We start from the raw sequence: 22,895 nt of genomic DNA, 5'->3' as shown, positions 1-22,895 counted from the left end.
CGTGGTGGGCATGCCTGACGAACCAACGACGGCGGACGGGTACGACAGCTCGGGCGTACCGACCTTCGAGTCTGTCCGCGAGAAGATCGAGACCCGGTACGGAACCTCCCTGGGCGCAAAAGAGCTCGACGCCGAAACACCGGAAGGCCGCCGGGTCGAAGAGGAGTTTGACCGGCGCCAGCGCGCGGCCGCCGAAAGGCTGGCGCAGATCCGAGAGTCGCTGCACAACGATGACTGAGGTCGGACAGAGCTCCCGAGTGGGCAGCCAGTTCGGACCGTACCGGCTCCAACGGCTGCTGGGCCGTGGGGGCATGGGCGAGGTCTACGAGGCGTACGACACGGTCAAAGACCGCACCGTCGCGCTCAAGCTGATGTCCCAACAGTTCAGTTCCGACGACGTCTTCCGGCAACGCATGCAGCGCGAGGCCCACACCGCCGGGCGGCTGCAAGAGCCGCATATCTTGCCCATCCACGACTACGGCGAAATCGACGGCCAGCTGTTTATCGACATGCGCTACGTCGAGGGAAACGACTTGGCGGCGCTCATCCGCCGTGAGGGAGCTTTGTCTCCACCTCGCGCCGTCGCCATCGTCGAGCAGGTCGCCGCGGCGTTGGACGCCGCCCACCGCGCCGGGGTGGTCCACCGCGACATCAAGCCAGAAAACATCCTGATCACCGGCGATGACTTTGCCTACCTGGTGGACTTCGGCATCGCCGCGGCGGCCACAGACAAGAACCTGACCAAGACCGGCACCGCGATGGGCAGCTGGAGCTACATGGCGCCCGAGCGATTCGGAAACGCCGAAATCACCTACCGCGCTGACATTTACGCGCTGACATGCGTGCTCTACGAGTGCCTCACCGGCGTCGCACCGTATCCGAGCGACAGCCTGCCGGCGCTGATGGGGGCGCACCTTACCCAGCCCACCCCGCGACCCAGCCTGCACATCCCCACCGTGCCGGCCGGGTTCGACCGGGTCATCGCCCACGGCATGGCAAAGGAGCCCACCGCGCGCTTCCAGACGGCCGGGGCCCTGGCCAGAGCCGCCCACGACGCGTTGAGCACGCCCGATCAACACCGCGTCGACAGGCTGCTCGAACACAACCAACAATTCGGCCCGCCGCCGACCGGGCCCATGCCGCCGATCACCGTGCAGCGGCAGCTGCCGCCCCCGGTTTGGGCTCCGCCCGGACCGCCACGACGGAAACCGTGGTTGCTCATCGGCGCCCTGCTCGCCGTCGTGACCCTGCTTGTCGGCACCGCCGTCTGGCTGGCCGTCCGCAACACCGGGGCCGGAGGCACGGCCTCGACCGCCACGTCAAGCACCGAGGCCAGCGCCACCGTCACCACCACCGCGGCTACCACCACGAGGGCGGTCCCGACGGTAACTCCGGCCCAACTGAATTCGATCCTGCTCAGTCCCACGCAGATCAACGCCTACTTCTCGACGTCGGGCATCGCCGTCGAACGCGACAGAACGGACATGAAGGACCCGGATGCCGGCGACACCCTCTCGGACGAACTATGTCGGGGGGCACTGCTCGGATATCAAAGCGTGACGTACAAGAGCAGTGGCTACACCGCCGTACTGGCCCAGCTGCTGCAGAAAGCCGAGAGCGGAGGCCCCGGCATCGTCGTGGTCCAGGGCGCGGTGGTGTTCGCGTCCGCGGACCAGGCGACGAAATTCGTCTACTCCCAGGACACGCAGTGGCGGGGCTGCGCCGGCAGGACCGTGACACAGACCCACGCGGGAAAGCCGACTCCGTGGGTGTTCCACGACGTGACCGGCACCCCACCCAAGATCGCGCTGTTGCACGACTCGACGGACAAGACGGGCGTGACCTGCCAGCACGTGCTGAGCGCGGTCTCCAACGTGGTCCTCGACGTCCAGGCCTGCGCAGCCCAGCTCACCAACCAGGCCAGCCAGATCGCCACCGATATGGGCGCGAAGGTGCCCAGGTAGCTTCGTGGCCGGGGCCCTCCGGATGCGTCGGGGGCTGCCGATAATCTGTTGCGCATGAACGCAAATGCGGAACAGCTGGAGTTTCAGGCGGAGGCACGCCAACTGCTGGATCTGATGGTCCACTCGGTGTACTCCAACAAGGATTCGTTTCTGCGGGAGCTGATCTCGAACGCCTCCGACGCGCTGGACAAGCTGCGGCTGGAGGCGTTCCGGAACAAGGACCTGGACGTCGACACGTCCGATCTGCACATCGAGATCGACGTCGACAAAACCGCCCGCACGCTGACCGTCCGCGACAACGGCATCGGCATGAGCCGCGACGAGGTCGTCGACCTGATCGGCACGCTGGCCAAGTCGGGCACCGCCGAGCTGCGCCAGAAGTTGCGGGAGGCCAAGAACGAAACCGCCTCGCAGGAGCTGATCGGGCAGTTCGGCATCGGGTTTTACTCGACGTTCATGGTGGCCGACACGGTCCAACTGCTCACCCGCAAGGCCGGCGAGAGCGCTGCCACCCGCTGGGAGTCCAGCGGGGAGGGCACCTACAGCATCGAGACCGTCGACGACGCGCCCCAGGGCACGTCGGTCACGCTGCACCTCAAGCCCGAGGACGCCGAGGACGAGCTGCACGACTACACCTCGGAGTGGAAGATCCGGGAGCTGGTCAAGAAGTACTCCGACTTCATCGCGTGGCCGGTCCGCATGGAGGTCGAGCGCCGCGCGCCCGCCGAAGAAGAGGGCGGCGAAGAGCAGGTCACCATCGAGACGCAGACGCTCAACTCGATGAAGGCGCTATGGGCCAGGTCCAAAGACGAAGTCTCCGAGGAGGAGTACAAGGAGTTCTACAAGCACATCGCGCACGCCTGGGATGACCCGCTCGAGGTCATCGCGATGAAGGCCGAGGGCACCTTCGAGTACCAGGCCCTGCTGTTCATCCCGTCGCACGCGCCGTTCGACCTGTTCAACCAGGACAACAAGACCGGGGTGCAGCTGTACGTCAAGCGGGTCTTCATCATGAGCGACTGCGAGGAGCTCATGCCGGTGTACCTGCGCTTCATCAAGGGTGTCGTCGACGCACAAGACATGTCGCTCAACGTATCCCGCGAAATCCTGCAGCAGGACCGGCAGATCAAGGCCATCCGCCGCCGGCTGACCAAGAAGGTCCTGTCCACGATCAAGGAGTTGCAGTCCGACCGCCCGGAGGACTACCGCACGTTCTGGTCGCAGTTCGGCCGGGTCCTCAAGGAGGGCCTGATGTCCGACCACGACAACCGCGACACGCTGCTGGGCATTTCGTCGTTCGCCTCCACGCACAGCGAGGAGGAGCTCACCACGCTGGCCGGCTACATCGGCCGGATGAAGGAGGGCCAGGAGCAGATCTTCTATGCCACCGGTGAGTCGTCCCAGCAGCTGTTGAAGTCCCCGCACCTCGAGGCGTTCAAGGCCAAGGGCTACGAGGTGCTGCTGCTCACCGACCCGGTGGACGAGGTCTGGACGGGCATGGTGCCCGAGTTCGACGGCAAACCGCTGCAATCGGTGGCCAAGGGCGAGGTCGATCTGGACTCCGAAGAGGAGAAGACCGCCCACGAAGAGGAGCGCAAGGAACAGGAGAAGGACTTCGCCGACCTGCTCACCTGGCTGCAGGAGACCCTCGACGAGCACGTCAAGGAGGTGCGGTTGTCCTCGCGCCTGACCGAGTCCCCGGCCTGCCTGATCACCGACGCCTTCGGCATCACGCCGGCCCTCGCCCGCATTTACCGGGCTTCCGGGCAGGAGATTCCGGTCGGTAAGCGGATCCTGGAGCTCAACCCCACCCACCCGCTGGTCACCGGCCTGCAACAGGCGCAGAAGGACGCCGCCGACGACGCCGGGCGGCAACGCCTCGCCGAAACCGCCGAGTTGCTCTACGGCACGGCGCTGCTCGCCGAGGGCGGCGCGCTCGAGGATCCGGCCAAGTTCGCCGCGCTGCTCGCGGACCGGCTGGCGCGCACGTTGTAGCGGTGCGCAGGTTTGGCGTTGCGGAGCGGCGGAACCGCCTGGCGCGCAGGCATTTTCTGTCGTCGGGTGGGCCGATGGACTCAGTCATCGCCGGGCTGGTCGGGCTGCACGCCACCGATCCGGCCACCCCGTACCTGTCGCTGTGGGCACGATCCCCTGGCTTCGCCGCGACGGACCTGGACGCGCAGCTCTACCAGAAGCGCACGGCGGTCAAGCATCTGGCGATGCGGCGCACGTTGTGGTTGATCGACGCTGCCGACCTGCCGACCGTTCAGCCCGCGGCCAGTGACCGGGTGGCCGCCAATGAGAGCCGACGCCTGGCCGCCGACGTGACCAAGGCCGGTGTGGCCGCCGACGGGCAACGCTGGCTGGATCTGGCCTGCGCCGCGGTGCTGCGCCGGCTCGGCGAGCATGGGCCCGCCAGCAGCGCCGAGTTGCGCGCGGCGCTACCCGAATTGGCCGGGACGTACGATCCGGCACCCGGAAAGCGCTGGGGCGGTGAGGTTCCCATTGCGCCCCGGGTGCTGACGGTGCTGTCGGCGCGCGGCGACATCGTGCGCGGGCCCAACGACGGGGCCTGGACCACCTCGCGGCCGCGCTGGGCCGCCGTCGCGGACTGGCTGGGCGAACCGGGCCGGTCCCCCGCCGACGCGCAGGCCGAGCTGACCCGGCGCTGGCTGCGGACCTTCGGCCCCGCGACCGCCGGGGACGTGAAGTGGTGGTTCGGCAGCACGCTGACCGCGGTGCGCGCGGCGTTGACCGCGATCGGTGCCGTCCAGGTCGAGCTGGACGACCGCCCCGGCTATGCGCTGCCCGACGACCTCGAGCCCGAGCCGGAAACGCCGCCGTGGGCTGCCCTGCTGCCGGGTCTGGACGCGACGACCATGGGCTGGTTCGAGCGGGACTGGTATCTCGGGGCCCACCGCGGCCAGGTCTTCGACCGCAACGGCAACGCCGGACCCACCGTGTGGTGGAACGGTCGCGTGGTCGGCGGCTGGTGTCAGGACGACGACGCCCGCGTCCGGTTGCAGCTGCTCGAAGATCCCGGCCGCGACGCACTCCGGGCCCTGCAGGCGCGTGCCGAGGCGCTGACGGCGTGGCTGGACGGCACCCGGATCAGGCCGCGCTTCCCGTCGCCCCTTTGCCGAGCGCGCTAGGCGGTGGCCTTGCGCTTTCGGGTCGACCGCTGCGGCGCGGGCGCGGCGACCACGTCGGCGAGGAATTTCCCGGTGTAGCTTTCCGGCACCGCGGCGATGTCCTCGGGCGGGCCCTCGGCGACGACGGTCCCGCCCTCGGCGCCGCCCTCGGGTCCCATGTCGACGATCCAGTCGGAGGTCTTGATCACGTCCAGGTTGTGTTCGATGACGATCACCGTATTGCCCTTGTCGACAAGGCCGTTGATGACCTTCAGCAGCTTGCGGATGTCGTCGAAGTGCAGGCCGGTGGTGGGCTCGTCGAGGATGTAGATGGTGCGGCCGGTGGAACGCTTCTGCAGCTCCGAGGCCAGCTTGACGCGCTGCGCCTCGCCGCCGGACAGCGTCGGCGCCGGCTGGCCCAGCCGGACATAGCCCAGACCGACGTCGACCAGCGTGCGCAGGTAGCGGTGGATCCCGGTGATCGGCTCGAAGAACTCCGCGGCTTCCTCGATCGACATGTCCAGCACGTCGGAGATGGTCTTGCCCTTGTAGTGCACTTCCAGGGTTTCCCGGTTGTAGCGGGCGCCGTGACAGACCTCGCACGGCACGTACACGTCGGGCAGGAAATTCATCTCGATCTTGATGGTGCCGTCACCGGTGCACGCCTCACAGCGGCCGCCCTTGACGTTGAACGAGAACCGGCCGGGTTGGTAGCCGCGGACTTTCGCCTCGGTGGTGGCGGCGAACAGGGTGCGGATCTTGTCGAACACCCCGGTGTAGGTGGCCGGGTTGGACCGCGGCGTGCGCCCGATCGGCGACTGGTCCACCCGCACCAGCTTGTCCAGGTGATCCAGCCCGGTGACCCGGGTGTGCCGGCCGGGCACCTGGCGGGCGCCGTTGAGCCGGTTGGCCAGCACCGCCGCCAGAATGTCGTTGACCAGCGTCGACTTACCCGAACCGGACACGCCGGTCACGGCGGTCAGCACCCCGAGCGGGAACGACACGTCGATGCCGCGCAGGTTGTGCTCGCGGGCGCCGACGACGGTGAGTTGACGCTTGCGGTCGACGGGACGCCGGATCGCCGGCATCTCGATGCTCTCTTTGCCCGACAGGTAGGCGCCGGTAATCGAGGACTTATTTGCCAGCAGGTCGCGGTACGTCCCGCTGTGCACGATGTGCCCACCGTGCTCGCCCGCGCCCGGGCCGATGTCGACGACCCAGTCGGCGTGCGCGATGGTGTCCTCGTCGTGCTCGACGACGATCAGCGTGTTACCCAGATCCCTTAGCCGGGTGAGGGTTTCGATGAGACGACGGTTGTCGCGCTGGTGCAGCCCGATGGACGGCTCGTCGAGCACGTACAGGACGCCGACCAGGCCGGACCCGATCTGCGTCGCCAGCCGGATGCGTTGGGCCTCCCCGCCGGAGAGCGTGGCCGCCGCGCGGGACAGCGACAGGTAGTCCAGCCCCACGTCGAGCAGGAAGCCCAGCCGCGACTGGATCTCCTTAAGCACCTGGCCGGCGATCGCCCGCTCGCGCTGGCCGAGCGTCAACGAGTTGAGGAAGTCGGCGCAGTCAGAGATCGAGAGCTCACAGACCTCGGCGATGGACTTCGCGCCCTGCTCTCCCCCGGTCTCCCCGGCCAGCGACACCGCCAGGATCTCCGGCTTGAGCCGCGTGCCCTCGCAGACCGGGCACGGCACGTCGCGCATGAAGCCCTCGTAGCGTTCCTTCATCTGCTCGGACTCGGTCTGCGCCATCTTCCGCTGCAGGAACGCCAGCACACCCTCGAAATCGGCGTAGTACGACCGGGTGCGTCCATAGCGGTTGCGGTACCGCACGTGCACCTGCTGGTCGGAGCCCTCCAAAATCGCCTTGCGGGCCTTGGCGGGCAGCTTGCGCCACGGCGTGTCCACGTTGAAACCCAGCGCGTCGCCCAGGCCGGCCATCATCCGGGTGAAGTACTCGGCGGTGTGGCCCGACGACCACGGCGCTACCGCGCCCTGGGCCAGCGTCAGCTCCGGGTCAGGCACCACCAGGTCGGGGTCGACCTCCTTGCGGATGCCCAGGCCGGTGCACTCGGGGCAGGCGCCGTAGGGCGAGTTGAACGAGAACGACCGCGGCTCCAGGTCGTCGACCGCCAGCGCGTGCCCGTTGGGGCAGGCCAGCTTCTCGGAGAACCGCTGCTCGCGGGGGTGGTCGTGCTCGTCGCGCTCGTCGGGGAACTCCAGGACGACGATCCCGTCGGCCAGGTTCAGCGCGGTCTCCACCGAGTCGGTGAGCCGCTGCTTGGCGGTGGCCTTGACGGTGAGCCGGTCTACCACCACCTCGATGTCGTGCTTTTCCTGCTTCTTCAGCTTGGGAGGGTCGGTCAGCGGATGCACCACGCCGTCGACCCGCACGCGGCTGTAGCCCTGGGCGTTGAGCTTGTCGAACAGGTCGGCAAACTCGCCCTTGCGAGTGCGGACGACAGGCGCGAGCACCAGGAACCGGGTGCCCTCCTCCATCGCCAGTACTTGGTCGACGATTTGCTGCGGCGTCTGGCGCGCGATTCGCTCCCCGCAGACCGGGCAGTGCGGCGTGCCCGCGCGGGCGTACAGCAGCCGCAGGTAGTCGTAGACCTCGGTGATGGTGCCGACCGTCGACCGCGGGTTGCGGTTGGTGGACTTCTGATCGATGGACACGGCCGGCGACAGGCCCTCGATGAAGTCGACGTCCGGCTTGTCCATCTGACCCAGGAATTGGCGGGCGTAGGCCGACAGCGACTCGACATAGCGCCGCTGGCCCTCGGCGAAAATCGTGTCGAACGCCAGCGACGACTTGCCCGACCCCGACAGCCCGGTGAAGACGATCAGCGCGTCACGAGGCAGGTCAAGGTCGACGCTGCGCAGGTTGTGCTCGCGCGCACCCTTGACGATCAGGCGATCAGCCACGCAAAACCCTCCGCGAAATCCTTGATACAGACAAGCCGTACCCATGCTATGTGCACCCACCGACAGGTCTAACCTGACCGCTATGACCCGCGCCGACGACGATGATGCCGGCGCAGCCGGGATGGAGGAGTGGCGCACATGACCACCGTCAGCGACAACTACACGGGACACCTCGAACCACACACCGCGGCGCGACGGACACTGCCCGGCGCCACGATCCTCAAGGTTTCGGTGGGCCCCATGGACAACAACGCCTACCTGGTGACATGTTCCGAGACCGGTCAAACGTTGCTGATCGACGCCGCCAACGAACCCGACGTCCTGCTCGACCTGATCCGACAGTACGCCCCGAAATTGGCGCTGATCGTGACCAGCCACCAGCACTTCGACCACTGGCAGGCGCTGGAGGCGGTGGCCAAGGAGACCGGCGCGCCGACGGCCTCACACGAGATCGACGCCGAGCCGCTGCCCGTCACACCGGATCGTTTGCTGGCCGACGGGGACACCGTGCAGATCGGCAAGCTGACGTTCAACGTGATCCACCTGCGCGGGCACACGCCCGGCTCGGTCGTGCTGGCCCTCGACGGGCCGGCGACCGGCGGGGTCACTCAGCTGTTCACCGGGGACTGCCTGTTCCCGGGCGGGGTGGGCAAGACGTGGCAGCCCGGCGACTTCGAGCAGCTGCTCGACGACGTCAGCACAAAGGTTTTCGACGTCTACGACGATTCGACGGTGATCTATCCCGGCCACGGCGACGACACGGTGCTGGGCAACGAGCGCCCCAACCTCGCCGAATGGCGCGAGCGGGGCTGGTAGACCGGCGCTAGTTCGTGGTGTGCACGATCAGCACGTCGACCTTGGCCCGACGCGAGACGTTCGCCGGCACCGAGCCCAGCAGCCGGCCGGCGATCGTGCTCAGCCCCACGTTGCCGACCACCAGCAGGTCGGCCTCCGACTCCTCGGCCAGGTGCACCAGCGCGTCGACCGGGGCACCGACGATCGGCTTTTCCTCGACGTTCTTCGCGCCGGCGTTGTGCGCACGCTCGCGCGCGTCGTGCAGGATGTCGTAGATCGGCGCGGTGCCCGACACCTTGTAGCTCTCGCCTTTGAGGACGTCGGCGGCGCGGCCGTCATCATGCTGGGGTAGATACGCCGACGCGATGATCAGCTTCGCGTCCGCCCCGGCGATAGCGGCCGCCCGGTCCACCGCACGCATCGATGAATCCGAGCCGTCGGTTCCTACCACCACGGTCCGATAGGCGCCCATTTACCCTCCCAATGTCGGTTGCTAGGCCAAGCCAAGACATTATCGCCTGTTCCGACGCAGATGGGTGAGATTAGGCACACAGCTGCAGCGTGGCGCGGCGCTCAATTTGCCCGGCTTACGTGCGTCAGCAGATCATATTTTCGATGAATCGACCAGGGGACGCGACGAACTCGCGGCGACAACAGCCAGGACGCCTGCTGACCAGGAATTACGGATACGCCCTACAGTGACAAGCACCATGTCTGTGCCAACTGCCGAGCGCCGGGCGGCGGATACCGCCGACGGGCCGGGGGCGGAACGCGCCCGCGGCCGGCGGCTCGATCCGTGGCTGATCGCCGCGCTGGCCGTGCTGATCAGCGCAGGTTGGGCCGGTAAGCCGTCGTTCTGGTACGACGAGGGCGCCACGATTTCCGCAGCGGCGAGCCGGACGGTCCCCGAGCTGTGGAAACTGGTCGGTCACATCGACGCGGTGCACGGCCTGTATTACCTGCTGATGCACGGCTGGTTCGCGCTATTTCCGCCGACGGAATTCTGGGCCCGGTTTCCCAGCTGTCTGGCGGTCGGGGGCGCCGCCGCCGGCGTCGTCGTATTGACCAAGCAGTTTCCGTTGGGCGAATCGACACGATTAACCGCATTGTGCGCTGGAGTGGTCTTCGCGATTTTGCCGCGGGTGACGTGGGCGGGTATTGAAGCCCGTTCCTCGGCGCTCTCGGTGGCGGCCTCGGTGTGGCTGACCGTGCTGTTCGTCGCGGCGGTCCGGCGCAACCGGCCGGGGTTGTGGGTGGCCTACGCACTGGTCTCGATGCTGGCGATCTTGGTCAGCGTCTATCTGGTGTTGCTGCTGCCGATTTACGCGGTGCTGTTGGCGCTGCTCGCGCCCAGGGAACCGGGCCGGACCAGGCCGGTCGTGATCGCGTGGGCGATTGCCACGGCCGTCGCGCTCGGCGCCATGACGCCGTTCCTGCTGTTCGCGCACGGCCAGGTATTTCAGGTCGGATGGATCGCGGGCCTCAATCGCAACCTTTTCCTCGACGTCGTGCACCGCCAGTACTTCGACCACAGCGTGCCCTTTGCCATTCTGGCGGGCGTCGTGGTCGTCGCCGCCGTCGCGGCCCGGCTGGCCGGGGCGCCGGGACCGGGCGGGAGTGCCCGGCTGCTGCTCTTGGTCTGCGTCGCATGGATCGTCGTGCCCAATGCGATCGTGCTGATCTATTCGGTGACGGTCGAGCCCATGTACTACCCGCGGTACCTGATCCTGACGGCCCCGGCGGCGGCCGTCGTCCTGGCGCTCTGCATCGTGACGGTCGCTCGGAAGAAGTGGCTGATCGTCGGCCTGATCGCGCTCTTCGCCGTCGCCGCGACGCCGAACTATCTGTTCACCCAGCGCTGGCCGTACGCCAAGGAGGGATGGGACTACAGCCAGGTCGCCGACGTGATCAGCGCGCACGCCAAGCCCGGTGACTGCCTCGTCGTGGACAACACCGTCCCGTGGCGGCCCGGGCCGATCCGCGCGCTGGTCGCGACGCGCCCGGACGCCTACCGATCGCTGATCGACGTGGAGCGCGGCTACTACGGGCCCAAGGTTGGCGCGCTGTGGGACGGCCATGTGGCGGTGTGGCTGACGACGGCCAAGATCAACAAGTGCAGCACGGTGTGGAGCGTCACGGACCGGGACAAGTCGCTGCCGGACCATCAGACAGGGCAGTCACTGCCGCCCGGGAAGTTCGGCAAGACGCCGGCGTACCAGTTCCCGAGCTACCTCGGCTTCCACATCGTCGAGCGATGGCAATTTCATTACGCGCAGGTAATCAGGTCGACACGCTAGCGGCAGCGTGTTGCCAGGCTGCCGGGTTAGCTTGATCGGCATGCAGATGTGGCTTGCCGACCCGCTGTTCGGTGGCGCCGCGCAAAACGGCCGGCACCTCGTCGAGCTGCTCGCCGCGTTCACGCTCACCGCGCTGATCGGCCTGGAACGCACGGTCCAGGGCAAGGTCGCCGGGCTGCGGACCCAGACCATCGTCGGGACCTCGGCGGCGCTGATCATGATGGTCAGCAAGTACGGCTTCGGCGACGTCCTGTCGGCCGGGACGGTCGTGCTGGACCCTTCCCGGGTAGCGGCCCAAATCGTCTCCGGCATCGGCTTTCTGGGCGCCGGGATCATCATCACCCGGCGCGGTGCGGTACACGGGCTGACCACCGCGGCGGCCGTGTGGGAGTCGGCCGCGATCGGCATGGCGGCCGGAGCCGGGCTGTTGCTGCTCGCCAGCGCCGTGGTGGTCCTGCACTTCGTCAGCGCGCTGGCGTTCAACGCGGTGGAGCGCCAGCTCACCGCCCGGCTGCGCGGGACCATCCGGCTGCACATCATCTACGAGAACGGCCGCGGCGTGCTGCGGCAGCTCCTGCAGGTGTGTGGGCAACGGCGCTGGCAGCTCACCGAACTCGACGCGGACTCCCACGACATCGACGACGATCAGGTCGGGGTGACGATGACGTTGTCGGGCGCCAGCATCGTCAACGCGCCCGACGTGCTGGCCAAGCTGGACGGGGTCTACGCGGTGCTGCGGGCCGAGGACGCCCCGGACTGAGGGCGCCGGTCGCGGTGGGTCGCCCGGTAGGACGCGACGAAGGCTGCCGCGGCCAGCAGGGTAAACACCGCGTACAACCAGCGCGCCGCCACCAGGTCGGCGCCGTCGGCGGCGTTGACGACGACCCCGGCCACCCCGGCGCCGAACGCCGCGGAGATCAGCTGCACCGTGTTGATCGCGGCGGCCGCCGCACCGCTTTCGGCCGGGTCGTCGACGCAGTCCATCGCGCGCGCCGACAGGTGCGGCCAGGCCATCCCGATGCCGACGCCGGCCACCAGCAACGCCACCGCCCAGACCACGACGGTGCCGGCGGGCGCGTTGGCGCGCTGCGTGACGGCGGCCACGGCCAGCCCGGACGCCATCACCAACGGGGCGACCATGACCACATACCCGACGCGTCGCGCGCTGTTCACGGACGCGCTGATGATTTCGCTGGCCGTCCAGCCGATCGCCAGCGCCGCGCCGAGGAAGCCCGCTACCACCGGGGTCAAATGCCCGAGCCGCTGGCCGAACAGCGGCACGTAGGTGTCGACCATGACCGCCATCATCTGCACGCCCATGGTCAGGTAGATCCATTTCAGCGGCCCGGAGCCGAAGACACTCGGCGGGAGCACGGCCGCGCGGTTGCGCCGGTCGACGACCACGAATCCCACCACCAGCAGAACACCGACGGCCAGCAGCCCGGCGGTGGCCGCGACGTTGTGCGGCAGCTGCGCGACGCTGACCGCCAGCGCGGCGGCGCCCATCAGCACCAGCGACCACACCGGCACCCGCAGCGCGGGCGGCGCCGAGCTGTCGCCGTCGGCGCCACCCCGGGTCGTGGCCAGCACGATCTGCACCAGGATCGCCATCAGCGCGGTCAGGATCGCCATCGAGCCGAACGCCCACCGCCACAGGCCGAATTGCGCGAAAACACCGCCCATCGCGGGCCCGGCCACGGTGGCGACCCCCCACATCGCCGACACCAGCGCCGACCCACGGGTCCACAGCCAGCGCGGCAGCGCGGAGTTGATCAGCGCATAGCCCAGGCCGGCCAGCAGCCCGCCGGCGACGCCTTGCAGGGCCCGCCCGGCGATCAGGACCTCCATGCTGGGCGCCACCGCGCAGATCACGCTGGCGACCCCGAAGACCGCCAGCCCCGCCAGGAACGACGCCCGCGCCCCGAAGCGCAGCAGGATCGGGTTGACCATGGTCGCCGCTACGACCGAGCCGACCAGGTACAGGGTGACCACCCAGGCGTACAGCCGGTTGCCGCCGATCTCGGTGATTGCGCTGGGCAGCAGGCTGACGGTCAGGAATTCGTTGGTCGCGTACATGGCGACGCCGCCGGCGAGCACCGTCGCCGTCCCCAGGTGCTCGCCCAGCAGCTCACGCCAGCTGCCGGGGGCGCTCGTCGTCTCCGTCACTTCACGCCGGCGGCGTCCATCCCGCGCAGTTCCTTCTTGAGGTCGGCGATCTCGTCGCGGAATCGCGCGGCCAGCTCGAACTGGAGGTCCCGGGCGGCGGCCATCATCTGCGCGGTGAGGTCCTTGATCAGGTCCGCCAGTTCGGCGCGCGGCATCGACGAGGTGTCGCGGCCCTCGAACACCCCGGCGCTGACGGCCCGGCCGGGCTCGCCCTGCGCGCGCCGGCCACGGGACGAATTGCGGCCCGAGCCGCCGACTTCGACGTTCTCCGTGTCGTCGGCCTCTCGATACACCTGATCGAGGATGTCCGCGATTTTCTTGCGCAGCGGCTGCGGGTCGATGCCGTTGGCCGTGTTGAACGCGACCTGCTTCTCGCGGCGGCGTTCGGTCTCGTCGATGGCTTCCTTCATCGAGTCGGTGATCTTGTCCGCGTACATGTGGACTTCGCCGGAGACGTTGCGGGCCGCGCGGCCGATGGTCTGGATCAGGCTGCGCGTCGACCGCAGGAAGCCTTCCTTGTCGGCGTCCAGGATCGACACCAGTGACACCTCGGGCAGGTCCAGGCCCTCGCGCAGCAGGTTGATGCCGACCAGCACGTCGTAATCGCCGAGCCGCAGCTGTCGCAGCAGCTCGACGCGGCGCAGCGTGTCGACCTCGGAGTGCAGGTAGCGCACCCGGATGCCCATCTCCAGCAGGTAGTCGGTGAGGTCCTCGGCCATCTTCTTGGTCAGCGTCGTCACCAGCACCCGCTCGTCGGCCTCGGCCCGCTTGCGGATCTCGCCGATCAAGTCGTCGATCTGGCCCTTGGTGGGCTTGACCACCACCTTGGGGTCCACCAGGCCGGTCGGTCGGATCACCTGCTCGACGAACTCGCCGCCGGACTGGCTCAGCTCATACGGCCCGGGAGTGGCCGACAGATACACCGTCTGCCCTATCCGGTCGGCGAACTCCTCCCAGGTCAGCGGCCGGTTATCGCACGCCGACGGCAGCCGGAACCCGTACTCGACCAGGTTGCGCTTGCGGGACATGTCGCCCTCGTACATGCCGCCGATTTGCGGCACGGTCACGTGCGACTCGTCGATGACCAGCAGGAAGTCCTCCGGGAAGTAGTCCAGCAGCGTCGCCGGCGGCGAACCCGGTCCGCGACCGTCTATGTGGCGCGAGTAGTTCTCGATGCCCGAGCAGAACCCCACCTGCCGCATCATCTCGACGTCGTAGTTGGTACGCATCCGCAGCCGCTGTGCTTCCAGCAGCTTGCCCTGGCCTTCCAGCTCGGCCAGACGTTCGGCCAGTTCCTGCTCGATGGTGGAGATCGCCAGCGCCATCCGCTCCGGACCGGCGACGTAGTGGGTGGCCGGGAAGATCCGCAGCGTCTCGACCTGGCGGACCACGTCGCCGGTCAGGGGATGCAGGTAGTACAGCGCCTCGATCTCGTCGCCGAAGAACTCGATGCGGACTGCCAGCTCCTCGTAGGACGGGATGATCTCCACGGTGTCGCCGCGCACCCGGAACGAGCCGCGGGTGAACGACAGGTCGTTGCGGCTGTACTGGACATCCACCAACAACCTCAGCAGGGCGTCGCGCGGGACCTCGGCGCCGACCGTGAGCTCCACCGACCGGTCCAGGTACGACTGCGGGGTGCCCAGGCCGTAGATGCAGGACACCGAGGCCACCACGACCACGTCCCGCCGCGACAGCAGGGCCGACGTCGCGGAGTGCCGCAGCCGTTCGACGTCGTCGTTGATCGAGCTGTCCTTCTCGATGTAGGTGTCGGTCTGCGCGATGTATGCCTCGGGCTGGTAGTAGTCGTAGTACGACACGAAGTATTCGACAGCGTTGTGCGGCAACATCTCTCGCAGCTCGTTGGCCAGCTGGGCGGCCAGCGTCTTGTTGGGCGCCATCACCAGGGTGGGCCGTTGCAGACGCTCGATCAGCCACGCCGTGGTCGCCGACTTGCCGGTGCCCGTGGCGCCGAGCAGCACCACGTCACGCTCCCCTGCCCTGATCCGGCGTTCCAGCTCGTCGATGGCGGCCGGCTGGTCACCGGCGGGTTCGTGCGGGCTGACGACGTCGAAGCGGGAGCCGGTGCGCACGAGCTCGTCGACGGCGCGGTACTCCGAGTGTGCGACCACAGGATGTTCGGTGGCGAAAGCCATGTCACCAGAGTAGAGGCGGCCACCGACAAGCCGCCCGGTCGCAGCGTCGGCCCGCCGACCGCGCGCGTCGGCGCCCAGCGTGCGGCCAGCTTCACATTCGGCGCAGCGGGCGGCGAGCCAGGCCCGGCGCCGATGCGGCAGCGTCAGCTATGCCGGGTCCACAGCCGGGTCACGGGATCGCATTGCAGCAGGTAGCCGTCGTTGGAGGTGGACATCGCGAAGACGGGGACGTCGGGCAGGTCGCAGGTCGTGCCGACGGCGTGGACACCCGTCGTGATGGGCGCTTTGGCCCAGGTGTTGCCCTCGCAGACGACCTGCTGATTGCTGGTCTGGTCGTAGGCCAGCTTGTCGACATCACCGCACAGCCCGCCGAGAACCGGCGGTGAAGGCTTGCCGGACGGCTTGGTGGCCGACGAAGCCGCCGCGCTGACCACCTGCGCGGGATCGGCCAGCGCGACACCTTGCGGGACGTCACCGACCCGGGTGGCCACCACCGGGACGCGCACCACGGCGCCCTGCGCCCCACACTCGTTGGACAGCACGGTCTCGGTCTCGGTGCCGCGCAGCGTGCCGTCGGCCTGCGGCGCCAACGACCACGCGACCGTCTCCTGCTGGGTGGCCGTGACCTGCCCGTTCGGCAACCGGCAGCCCACCCTCTCCTGCTGCGGGGTGCCCTGCCAATACCCCGCGACAAAGCGCAGCGTGTCGGTCTGACCGCCGTCGGCGGTGCCGGCGACCAGGTGGGTGGCGTCGTCCAACTGGGTCCCGGCAGCGCCGCAGCCGTCGGTGGTGCACACGGAGTTGAAAGCCCACCAGTTGCTGGGGACGATCTCGTGGCGGAGCGGGACGCCGTTGGTGGTCCGCTTCGATTTGTCGTAGTCCAGCCGGAAGGTGCCACTCAGCGTCCGCATGGCGGTCGCAGGCACGGTGGCGGCGGGGACGGACGGGCGCGACGCGAGCGCGGGGCTGGGCGGCGGAGTGTCCTCCTGGAAGGAGTACAGGGTCGACCAGGTGGCCGCGATCGCGACCAGCACCGCGCAGACCAGCGCGGCCGACCACCGGGTCCGGGACGAAAATCGGTGCGCCATCGACACGAGGCGGCGGCGGGACCCGGTGCCGCCGGTCGTTTGCCCGCTGAGGGCCGCGGAGAAGGCGCGGCAGCGGTCGAACCGGTCGGCGGGCTTCTTGGCCAGCGCGGTGCGGAACACGTCGTCGAGGTGCGCCAGCTCCGGGCGGAACCGGCTGAGCCGCGGCGGTTCGTCATTCAGGTGCTGGCTGATCACCGCGATCGGGTTGGAGTGCTGGAAGGGCGGCGCACCGGTCAGCAGGTGGAAAGCCGTTGCGGCCAGAGCGTATTGGTCCGCGCGTCCGTCGATGTCGGCGCCGGTGAGCTGCTCGGGCGCGGCGTAGGCGACGGTCCCGACCGCGACGTTGGTCTCGGTGATGCCGCTGATGTCGGCGAGGTGGCGAGCCACCCCGAAGTCCGCCAACAGGATCCGGCGCTCCCCCTCGTCGGCGTGGGTGAGCAGGATGTTGGCGGGCTTGACGTCGCGGTGCAACAGGCCGCGCGTGTGGGCGTAGTCGAGGGCGCCCGCGACGGCGTGGACGATGTCGCACACCTCATCGAGCGGCAGCCCCCCGTCGCGGTCCTTCACCAACCGCGAGGCGTCGATGCCCTCCACGTAGTCCATGGAAATCCACAGCTGGCCGTGGAATTCGCCGCGATCGTGCACGCCGACGATGTGCGGGTGCCACAGCGTGGCTGCGAGATCGGCCTCGCGGTTGAACCGCTCGCGGAACTCGCCGTCGGCGGTGATGGCCTCGGCGAGGACCTTGATCACGTCGCGGCGCGGCAGCCGGGGGTGCAACGCCAGGTAGACCTCGGCCATCCCGCCGGCGCCCAGCGGTCGCAGGATGGTGTACCCGGCAAACGGCGCGCCGTTGGCGATACCGAAACCGCTGACCGGCCCTTGGGCGTCGGGCCCGGAGCTGACCGGCGGCACGCGGCGCAACAGGTGCGCGACGGTTGCCGACGGCAGCGACTGGAAACCCGCGCGCAGCGCAATGCGCGGGTTGGACAACAGCCGCCGGCCCGGACCCCGCCGCGATGCGCCTTCTCCTGACCGGTCCACCTCGTCACCCCCTTTTCTCGGCACGCCAAAACTGTCCGGACTAGCGGTCCGGCGGGTCCCATCCCGATCGAATCATGTCCGACGGGTGTGGGCGCCAGACCAATGCAGGCTATGAACCAGCTATGAACGCCAGATTCCGAAACATAGCGAGTTCACAGCCGGGTCCAAGGGAGCCCTCACAGGCAACCCATCAATACTGGGGTAGTGACTCGACCCGCCCCGCCCGTACTGACCGTCCGGCACAACGGGTCCCAACAATCTTTCGCGCCCGGCCATGAGGTGGTCATCGGGCGCGACGCGCACGCCGACCTGCGCATCGCGGACCCCCGGATATCCCGCGCGCACCTGATCGTGCGCTTCGACCAGGGCCGCTGGATGGCCATCGACAACGGCTCGCTGAACGGGACCTACGTCAACGGCTACCGGATGCCGGTGGTCGATATCCGCGACGGCCAGAGCATCAACGTCGGGAATCCGCAGGGACCGCGGCTGACCTTCGAGTTCGGGCGCCGCCCGGCGCCGCCCCGCCGGCCGTCGCAGCCCAGGCCGGCGCACAACTCGGGCCCGCCCACGCTGGCCTGGTCCACGACACCGGAGACTCCGCCCCGGGGCCGCCCGACTCCCGCGCCGCCCAAGCCACCGGCGCCGCCCAATCCGCCGGCATCCCCGCGGCATCCGGCGTCCGTGCAGCGCAAGCTGCCGCCGCGGCGCCCGGCGCCGCCGCGCACGCCCCCCGAAGAGCGGACCGTCGTCGACGCCGGACGGGCGCCGGAACCGAAGTCGCCGGCGCCGGCCGAGTCCACCCTGACCGACATCCGGACCGGCGACGTGTCCAACCTCGCCACCCGGATGGTCAAGTTCCTCTCGCAGCGCTCCCCCAGCCACCCGGCGCCGGCACGAGGCGCGGGCACGGTCACGATCGGCCGCGCCAACGACAGCGACATCGTCATCTCCGACGTGCTGGCGTCGCGCGAGCACGCGACGCTGTCCCTGACGCCGCTCGGCACCGAGATCCACGACCGCAGCATCAACGGGACGTTCGTCAACGGCACCCGCGTCGGATCGGCGATCCTGTCCGAGGGCGACGTGGTCACCATCGGCAACGTCGACCTGGTTTTCACCAACAGCACCCTGGTCCCCCGCGCGGAAGCCGAGACCCGAACCGGCGGCCTGGAGGTCCGCGGCGTCCGGTTCAGCGTCGACAGCGGCAAACAACTGCTCGACGACATCTCGCTGACCGCCCGGCCGGGGACGCTGACCGCGATCATCGGCGGATCCGGCGCCGGCAAGACCACGCTCGCCCGGCTGATCGCCGGGTATGCACGCCCCACCGGCGGCTCGGTCACGTTCGAGGGACACGACATTCACGCCGAGTACGCGTCGCTGCGCAGCCGGATCGGCATGGTCCCGCAGGACGACGTGGTGCATCGGCAGCTGACGGTCAACCAGGCGCTGGGCTACGCCGCCGAGCTACGCCTACCACCCGACACCAGCAAAGGCGACCGCGCGCGGATCGTCGCGCAGGTGCTCGACGAGCTGGACCTGACCAAGCACGCCGACACACGGGTGGACAAGCTGTCCGGCGGGCAGCGCAAACGCGCGTCGGTGGCGCTCGAGCTGCTCACCGGGCCGTCGCTGCTGATCCTCGACGAGCCGACGTCGGGCCTGGATCCCGCGCTGGACCACCAGGTGATGATGATGCTGCGCGCGCTGGCCGACGCCGGCCGGGTGGTGATCGTGGTGACGCACATGCTGTCCTACCTGGACATCTGCGACCAGATCCTGCTGGTGGCACCGGGCGGGAAGACGGCCTATTGCGGCGCGCCCGACCGCATCGGCGACGCGATGGGCACCACCAACTGGGCCAAGATCTTCACCAACGTGGGCGCCGACCCCGACGAGGCCAACCGCCGCTTCCGGGCCCGCGAGAAGACGCCGGGCAAGGGGCCGGTGGCCGAGACGCAGCCCGCCGAACTGGGCAAACCGGTGCACACCAGCCTGCGGCGACAGGTCTCGACGATCGCCCGCCGCCAGGTGCGTCTGGTGGTCTCCGACCGCGCCTACTTCGTGTTCCTGGCGTTGCTGCCGTTCATCCTGGGAGCGCTATCGCTGACGGTGCCCGGTACGGGCGGGTTCCACATGGCCTCCGAGCACGCCAGCCCGCCCGACGAGTCCGCGCAGATTCTCAACCTGCTGATCAACGCCGCGGCGTTCATGGGCACCGCGCTGACCATCCGCGACCTGGTCGGCGAACGCGGCATCTTCCAACGCGAACAGGCGGTCGGCCTGTCGACCAGCGCCTACCTGCTGGCCAAGACCGGGGTGTACTGCGTCTTCGCGATTGTGCAGGCGGCGATCGCGACGACGATCGTGGTCGTCGGCAAGGGCGGGCCGACCCGCGGCGCCGTGGTGCTGGGCCACGCCGGCTGGGCGGCGTCCGTCGAGTTGTTCGCGGCGGTCGCGGCGACGTGTGTGGCGTCGGCGATGCTCGGCCTGGTGGTGTCGTCGCTGGTGCGGTCCACCGAGCAGATCATGCCGCTGTTCGTGGTGTCGATCATGGTGCAGCTGGTGCTGTGCGGCGGGATGGTCCCGGTGACCAACCGGATTGTGCTGGAACAGGTTTCCGGCGCGGTGCCGGCGCGGTGGGGTTACGCCGCGGCCGCGTCGACGGTGGATCTGCGCAACCTGGTGCCGGGTACTCTGCTTCCCCAGGACCGGTTCTGGCAGCACACACCGAAGATCTGGGCGATCGACATGGCGGCGCTGGCCGGGCTGTCGCTGTTCTACGCCTGCTTCGTGCGGTGGAAGATCCGCTTGAAGCGCTAAGGTGACTGGCATCCACCCGCCCAAGCACGAGACGTTCGATTTGCGCGCCCGCACCAACACCGATCCCAAGGGCATCGTGCGGGCCGTCGACGAGTACGCCGTGCATCCGTGGGGGCTGTACCTGGCCCGGCCGACGCCCGGCCGCGACCAGTTCCACTACCTCGAGTCGTGGTTGTTGCCGTCGTTGGGCCTGCGCGCCACCGTGTTTCACTTCAATCCGGGGCACGAGCGGGACCAGGACGTCTACCTGGACGTGGGCGAATACACGCCCGGCCCCGACGTGTGGCGCTCCGAGGACCACTATCTGGACCTCGTCGTCCGCACCGGGCGCGACGCCGAGCTGGCCGACATCGACGAACTGCTGGAGGCCGTCCGGCACGGGCTGCTGACCTCGGCGGTCGCGGAGCGGGCGGTGCGGCGTGCGGTGGACGCCGTCGACGGGCTGGCCGGCAACGGCTACGACCTGACGGGCTGGCTGGCCCGCCAGGGCATGGAACTCACCTGGCGTGCTTGACGGGCGTTTCCGCGTGTCGGAGGGGGGAACACCCCCGCTATGCCGTTAAGCGAATACCGACGCAAGCGCCAGTCCGGCAAGAGTCCGGAACCGCGGGGCGGCCGGAAGCGGCGGGCAAGCGCCGACGGGCCGCGTTTCGTCATCCAGCACCATGCGGCGCGCAGCGATCACTACGACTTTCGCCTCGAAATCGACGGCGTGCTGGTGTCCTGGGCGGTGCCCAAAGGCCCGTCGACGAACCCCAAGGACAAGCGGATGGCGCGTCGCACCGAGGATCACCCGCTGGAATACGCCACGTTCGAGGGGGTGATTCCCGCGGGTGAGTACGGCGCCGGGGGTGTCATCGTCTGGGACCACGGCACCTATGAGTCGGAGCGAACGATGTCCGAGGGCCTTGACAGCGGCCACCTTTCGTTCCAGCTGCACGGCGAGAAGCTGCGCGGCGGCTACGCGCTCACGCGGATCCGGGACGGCAAGGACGAGACGTGGCTACTGGTCAAACGTAAGGACGGGGACGCCGACGCTCGGCGCAAACCCGTCAAGAGCCAACCCGAATCGGTGCTGTCCGGCCGCACGCTGGACGACCTGTGATGACCGAACTCGCCAGCCTGCCCGACGAACCGGTCCCCGACTGGCGCGCGCCGACGCTGGCCACGCTGACCGACAAGCGGTTCTCTGACCCCCGATGGCTCTTCGAGCGCAAGTTCGACGGCATGCGCTGCCTGGCGTTCCGTGACGGCGGCCGGGTGCGGCTGCTGTCACGGAACCGCCAGTCCCTGGACGGTACGTATCCGGAGTTGGTCGATGCGCTTGCCGCGCAGCGGGTCTCGCGGTTCGTCGTGGACGGTGAGGTGGTGGCGTTCGACGGCAGGCGCACCAGCTTTGCGCGGCTGCAGGGGCGGCTGGGCATCACCGATCCGAAAGTCGCTCGGGCGTCGGGGATCCGCGTCTTCTACTACCTGTTCGACCTGTTACATCTCGACGGCAAAGACACCACAGGCGCGCCGCTGGTGCAGCGTAAACGACTGCTGCGCAACGCGATCGACTTCGTTGATCCGCTGCGCAGCACGCCGCACCGCGTCGAGGACGGGATGGCCGCCTACCGCGCGGCCTGCGACCGCGGCGACGAAGGGGTGATCGCGAAGCTGGCGGAGTCGACGTACGACGGTCGGCGCTCGCCGGATTGGCTGAAATTCAAGTGCGTCCGGGATCAGGAGTTCGTGATCGGCGGCTACACCAAGCCCAAGGGCAGTCGCGTGGGCCTGGGCGCGCTGCTGGTCGGCTACTACGACGGCGCCGACCTGGTGTACGCCGGCAAGGTGGGCACCGGATTCGACGAGAAGACGCTGCGCAACCTGCACGAACGCCTGTCGGGCAGCGCGCAGGACGTGCCGTCCTTCGACCGGGGCCTGGGACGCGGGAACGGGGCTGTGAACGGGACACAGTGGGTGCGCCCGCGACTGGTGGCCCAGATCGGCTTCACCGAGTGGACCCGAGACGGCAAGCTGCGCCATCCCCGCTACCAGGGGCTGCGCACCGACAAGGATCCCCGCGACGTGGTGCGGGAGACGTCCTGATGGCCGGCATCGACATCGAGGTCACCCATCCGGACCGGGTGATGTTTCCGGCGGACGGGATCACCAAGCGCGACCTCGTCGACTATTACCGCGAGGCGGCCGACACCATGCTGCCGCACCTGAATGGCCGGCCGCTCAACGTGCAGCGATTCCCCGGCGGCATCGCCAAGAAGGGCTTCGTACAACAGGATTTCGCGGACACGCTGCCGGAGTGGATGGGCGGTGTCGAGGTCGACAAGGCCGGCGGCACCCTGGTGCACCCGCTGGCCGAGAGCCGGGCGGCGCTGGAATGGCTGGCCAACCAGAACTGCATCACGCTGCACGCGTGGCTGTCGCGGCAGGACCGACTGCACCACCCCGACCGGCTGATCTTCGACCTTGACCCGGCCGACGGCGACTTTGCGGTG

At 68.8% G+C, this 22,895-nt stretch carries 17 protein-coding genes and 2 pseudogenes; 14 read left to right on the top strand and 5 right to left on the bottom strand.

The annotated features are described in order from the left end of the window. The first annotated feature begins 10 nt into the window (after positions 1–10). Genes AC5Y5V_RS27850 through AC5Y5V_RS27835 form a run of 4 tightly spaced genes read left to right on the top strand, consistent with a single transcriptional unit; the run spans position 11 to position 5,116 of the window. Positions 11–238: a hypothetical protein gene (locus AC5Y5V_RS27850; protein ID WP_499941638.1), complete on the top strand. Its 228-nt coding sequence runs from the start codon at positions 11–13 to the stop codon at positions 236–238. Then, on the top strand, positions 231–1,964 hold the full coding sequence (locus AC5Y5V_RS27845; RefSeq protein ID WP_499941636.1) for a serine/threonine-protein kinase PknH/PknJ: 1,734 nt from the start codon (positions 231–233) through the stop codon (positions 1,962–1,964). Before AC5Y5V_RS27850 ends, AC5Y5V_RS27845 begins: the two co-directional genes overlap by 8 nt. 54 nt (positions 1,965–2,018) lie before the next feature. Continuing rightward, the gene (htpG, locus tag AC5Y5V_RS27840; RefSeq protein ID WP_499941634.1) at positions 2,019–3,959 is read left to right on the top strand and encodes a molecular chaperone HtpG; all 1,941 of its coding nucleotides are present in this window, start codon (positions 2,019–2,021) and stop codon (positions 3,957–3,959) included. Between the two features lie 2 nt (positions 3,960–3,961). Beyond that, positions 3,962–5,116 (top strand): winged helix DNA-binding domain-containing protein, encoded by a 1,155-nt coding sequence (locus AC5Y5V_RS27835; protein WP_499941632.1) that lies wholly within the window; start codon positions 3,962–3,964, stop codon positions 5,114–5,116. Here the strand turns inward: AC5Y5V_RS27835 and uvrA are convergent. After that, positions 5,113–8,025, bottom strand: a complete 2,913-nt coding sequence (gene uvrA / locus AC5Y5V_RS27830; RefSeq protein ID WP_499941630.1) for an excinuclease ABC subunit UvrA — start codon at positions 8,023–8,025, stop codon at positions 5,113–5,115. The genes AC5Y5V_RS27835 and uvrA overlap by 4 nt on opposite strands. A 138-nt stretch (positions 8,026–8,163) precedes the next feature. Between uvrA and AC5Y5V_RS27825 the strand changes: the two genes are divergently transcribed. After that, positions 8,164–8,841: an MBL fold metallo-hydrolase gene (locus tag AC5Y5V_RS27825; RefSeq protein WP_499941628.1), complete on the top strand. Its 678-nt coding sequence runs from the start codon at positions 8,164–8,166 to the stop codon at positions 8,839–8,841. A gap of 7 nt (positions 8,842–8,848) precedes the next feature. Here the strand turns inward: AC5Y5V_RS27825 and AC5Y5V_RS27820 are convergent, their stop codons facing one another. Beyond that, a complete protein-coding gene (locus tag AC5Y5V_RS27820; protein WP_499941626.1) occupies positions 8,849–9,292 on the bottom strand; it encodes a universal stress protein in 444 nt (147 codons plus the stop codon). Positions 9,293–9,530: 238 nt separating this feature from the next. Between AC5Y5V_RS27820 and AC5Y5V_RS27815 the strand changes: the two genes are divergently transcribed. Together AC5Y5V_RS27815 and AC5Y5V_RS27810 are read left to right on the top strand one after the other, a co-directional pair. Further along, the gene (locus tag AC5Y5V_RS27815; protein ID WP_499941624.1) at positions 9,531–11,117 is read left to right on the top strand and encodes a mannosyltransferase; all 1,587 of its coding nucleotides are present in this window, start codon (positions 9,531–9,533) and stop codon (positions 11,115–11,117) included. A 40-nt stretch (positions 11,118–11,157) separates the two neighbouring features. Continuing rightward, positions 11,158–11,877 (top strand): MgtC/SapB family protein, encoded by a 720-nt coding sequence (locus AC5Y5V_RS27810; RefSeq protein ID WP_499941622.1) that lies wholly within the window; start codon positions 11,158–11,160, stop codon positions 11,875–11,877. On the opposite strand, the gene AC5Y5V_RS27805 is transcribed toward AC5Y5V_RS27810, so the two are convergent. The 3 genes from AC5Y5V_RS27805 to AC5Y5V_RS27795 all read right to left on the bottom strand — a co-directional run bounded on the left by AC5Y5V_RS27805 (position 11,841) and on the right by AC5Y5V_RS27795 (position 17,571). Beyond that, positions 11,841–13,283 carry an MFS transporter gene (locus tag AC5Y5V_RS27805; RefSeq protein ID WP_499941620.1) on the bottom strand — a complete coding sequence of 481 codons (1,443 nt, stop codon included), beginning with the start codon at positions 13,281–13,283 and terminating at the stop codon, positions 11,841–11,843. The genes AC5Y5V_RS27810 and AC5Y5V_RS27805 overlap by 37 nt on opposite strands. Next, positions 13,280–15,439, bottom strand: a complete 2,160-nt coding sequence (gene uvrB, locus AC5Y5V_RS27800) for an excinuclease ABC subunit UvrB (protein WP_499941618.1) — start codon at positions 15,437–15,439, stop codon at positions 13,280–13,282. The genes AC5Y5V_RS27805 and uvrB overlap by 4 nt, the downstream gene beginning before the upstream one ends. 143 nt (positions 15,440–15,582) lie before the next feature. Beyond that, complete coding sequence (locus AC5Y5V_RS27795; RefSeq protein ID WP_499941680.1) at positions 15,583–17,571, bottom strand: serine/threonine-protein kinase; 1,989 nt, start codon at positions 17,569–17,571, stop codon at positions 15,583–15,585. Positions 17,572–17,775: 204 nt separating this feature from the next. Between AC5Y5V_RS27795 and AC5Y5V_RS27790 the strand changes: the two are divergent. From AC5Y5V_RS27790 to ligD (AC5Y5V_RS27760), 7 genes and pseudogenes are all read left to right on the top strand, one after another. After that, a pseudogene (locus AC5Y5V_RS27790) lies at positions 17,776–18,681 on the top strand (FHA domain-containing protein); the annotation flags it as partial. After that, positions 18,658–19,221 (top strand): annotated as a pseudogene (locus AC5Y5V_RS27785) (ATP-binding cassette domain-containing protein); the annotation flags it as partial. The pseudogenes AC5Y5V_RS27790 and AC5Y5V_RS27785, both read left to right, overlap by 24 nt. A 42-nt stretch (positions 19,222–19,263) precedes the next feature. Next, on the top strand, positions 19,264–20,397 hold the full coding sequence (locus tag AC5Y5V_RS27780; RefSeq protein ID WP_499941677.1) for an ABC transporter permease: 1,134 nt from the start codon (positions 19,264–19,266) through the stop codon (positions 20,395–20,397). 76 nt (positions 20,398–20,473) lie between these two features. Continuing rightward, positions 20,474–20,911, top strand: a complete 438-nt coding sequence (locus AC5Y5V_RS27775) for a ribonuclease FAU-1 family protein (RefSeq protein WP_499941675.1) — start codon at positions 20,474–20,476, stop codon at positions 20,909–20,911. A gap of 39 nt (positions 20,912–20,950) precedes the next feature. Continuing rightward, a complete protein-coding gene (locus AC5Y5V_RS27770; protein ID WP_499941616.1) occupies positions 20,951–21,502 on the top strand; it encodes a DNA polymerase ligase N-terminal domain-containing protein in 552 nt (183 codons plus the stop codon). Then, complete coding sequence (gene ligD, locus AC5Y5V_RS27765) at positions 21,502–22,488, top strand: non-homologous end-joining DNA ligase (protein ID WP_499941614.1); 987 nt, start codon at positions 21,502–21,504, stop codon at positions 22,486–22,488. Before AC5Y5V_RS27770 ends, ligD (AC5Y5V_RS27765) begins: the two co-directional genes overlap by 1 nt. Continuing rightward, positions 22,488–22,895, top strand: a 408-nt coding sequence (gene ligD / locus AC5Y5V_RS27760; protein ID WP_499941611.1) for a non-homologous end-joining DNA ligase LigD, incomplete at its 3' end; no start/stop codon positions are given. The genes ligD (AC5Y5V_RS27765) and ligD (AC5Y5V_RS27760), both read left to right, overlap by 1 nt.

It is taken from the genome of Mycobacterium sp. NGS68 (assembly GCF_059812195.1).
Note: the sequence above shows the minus strand (reverse complement) of the source record. Positions and strands in the feature narration are given on the sequence as shown.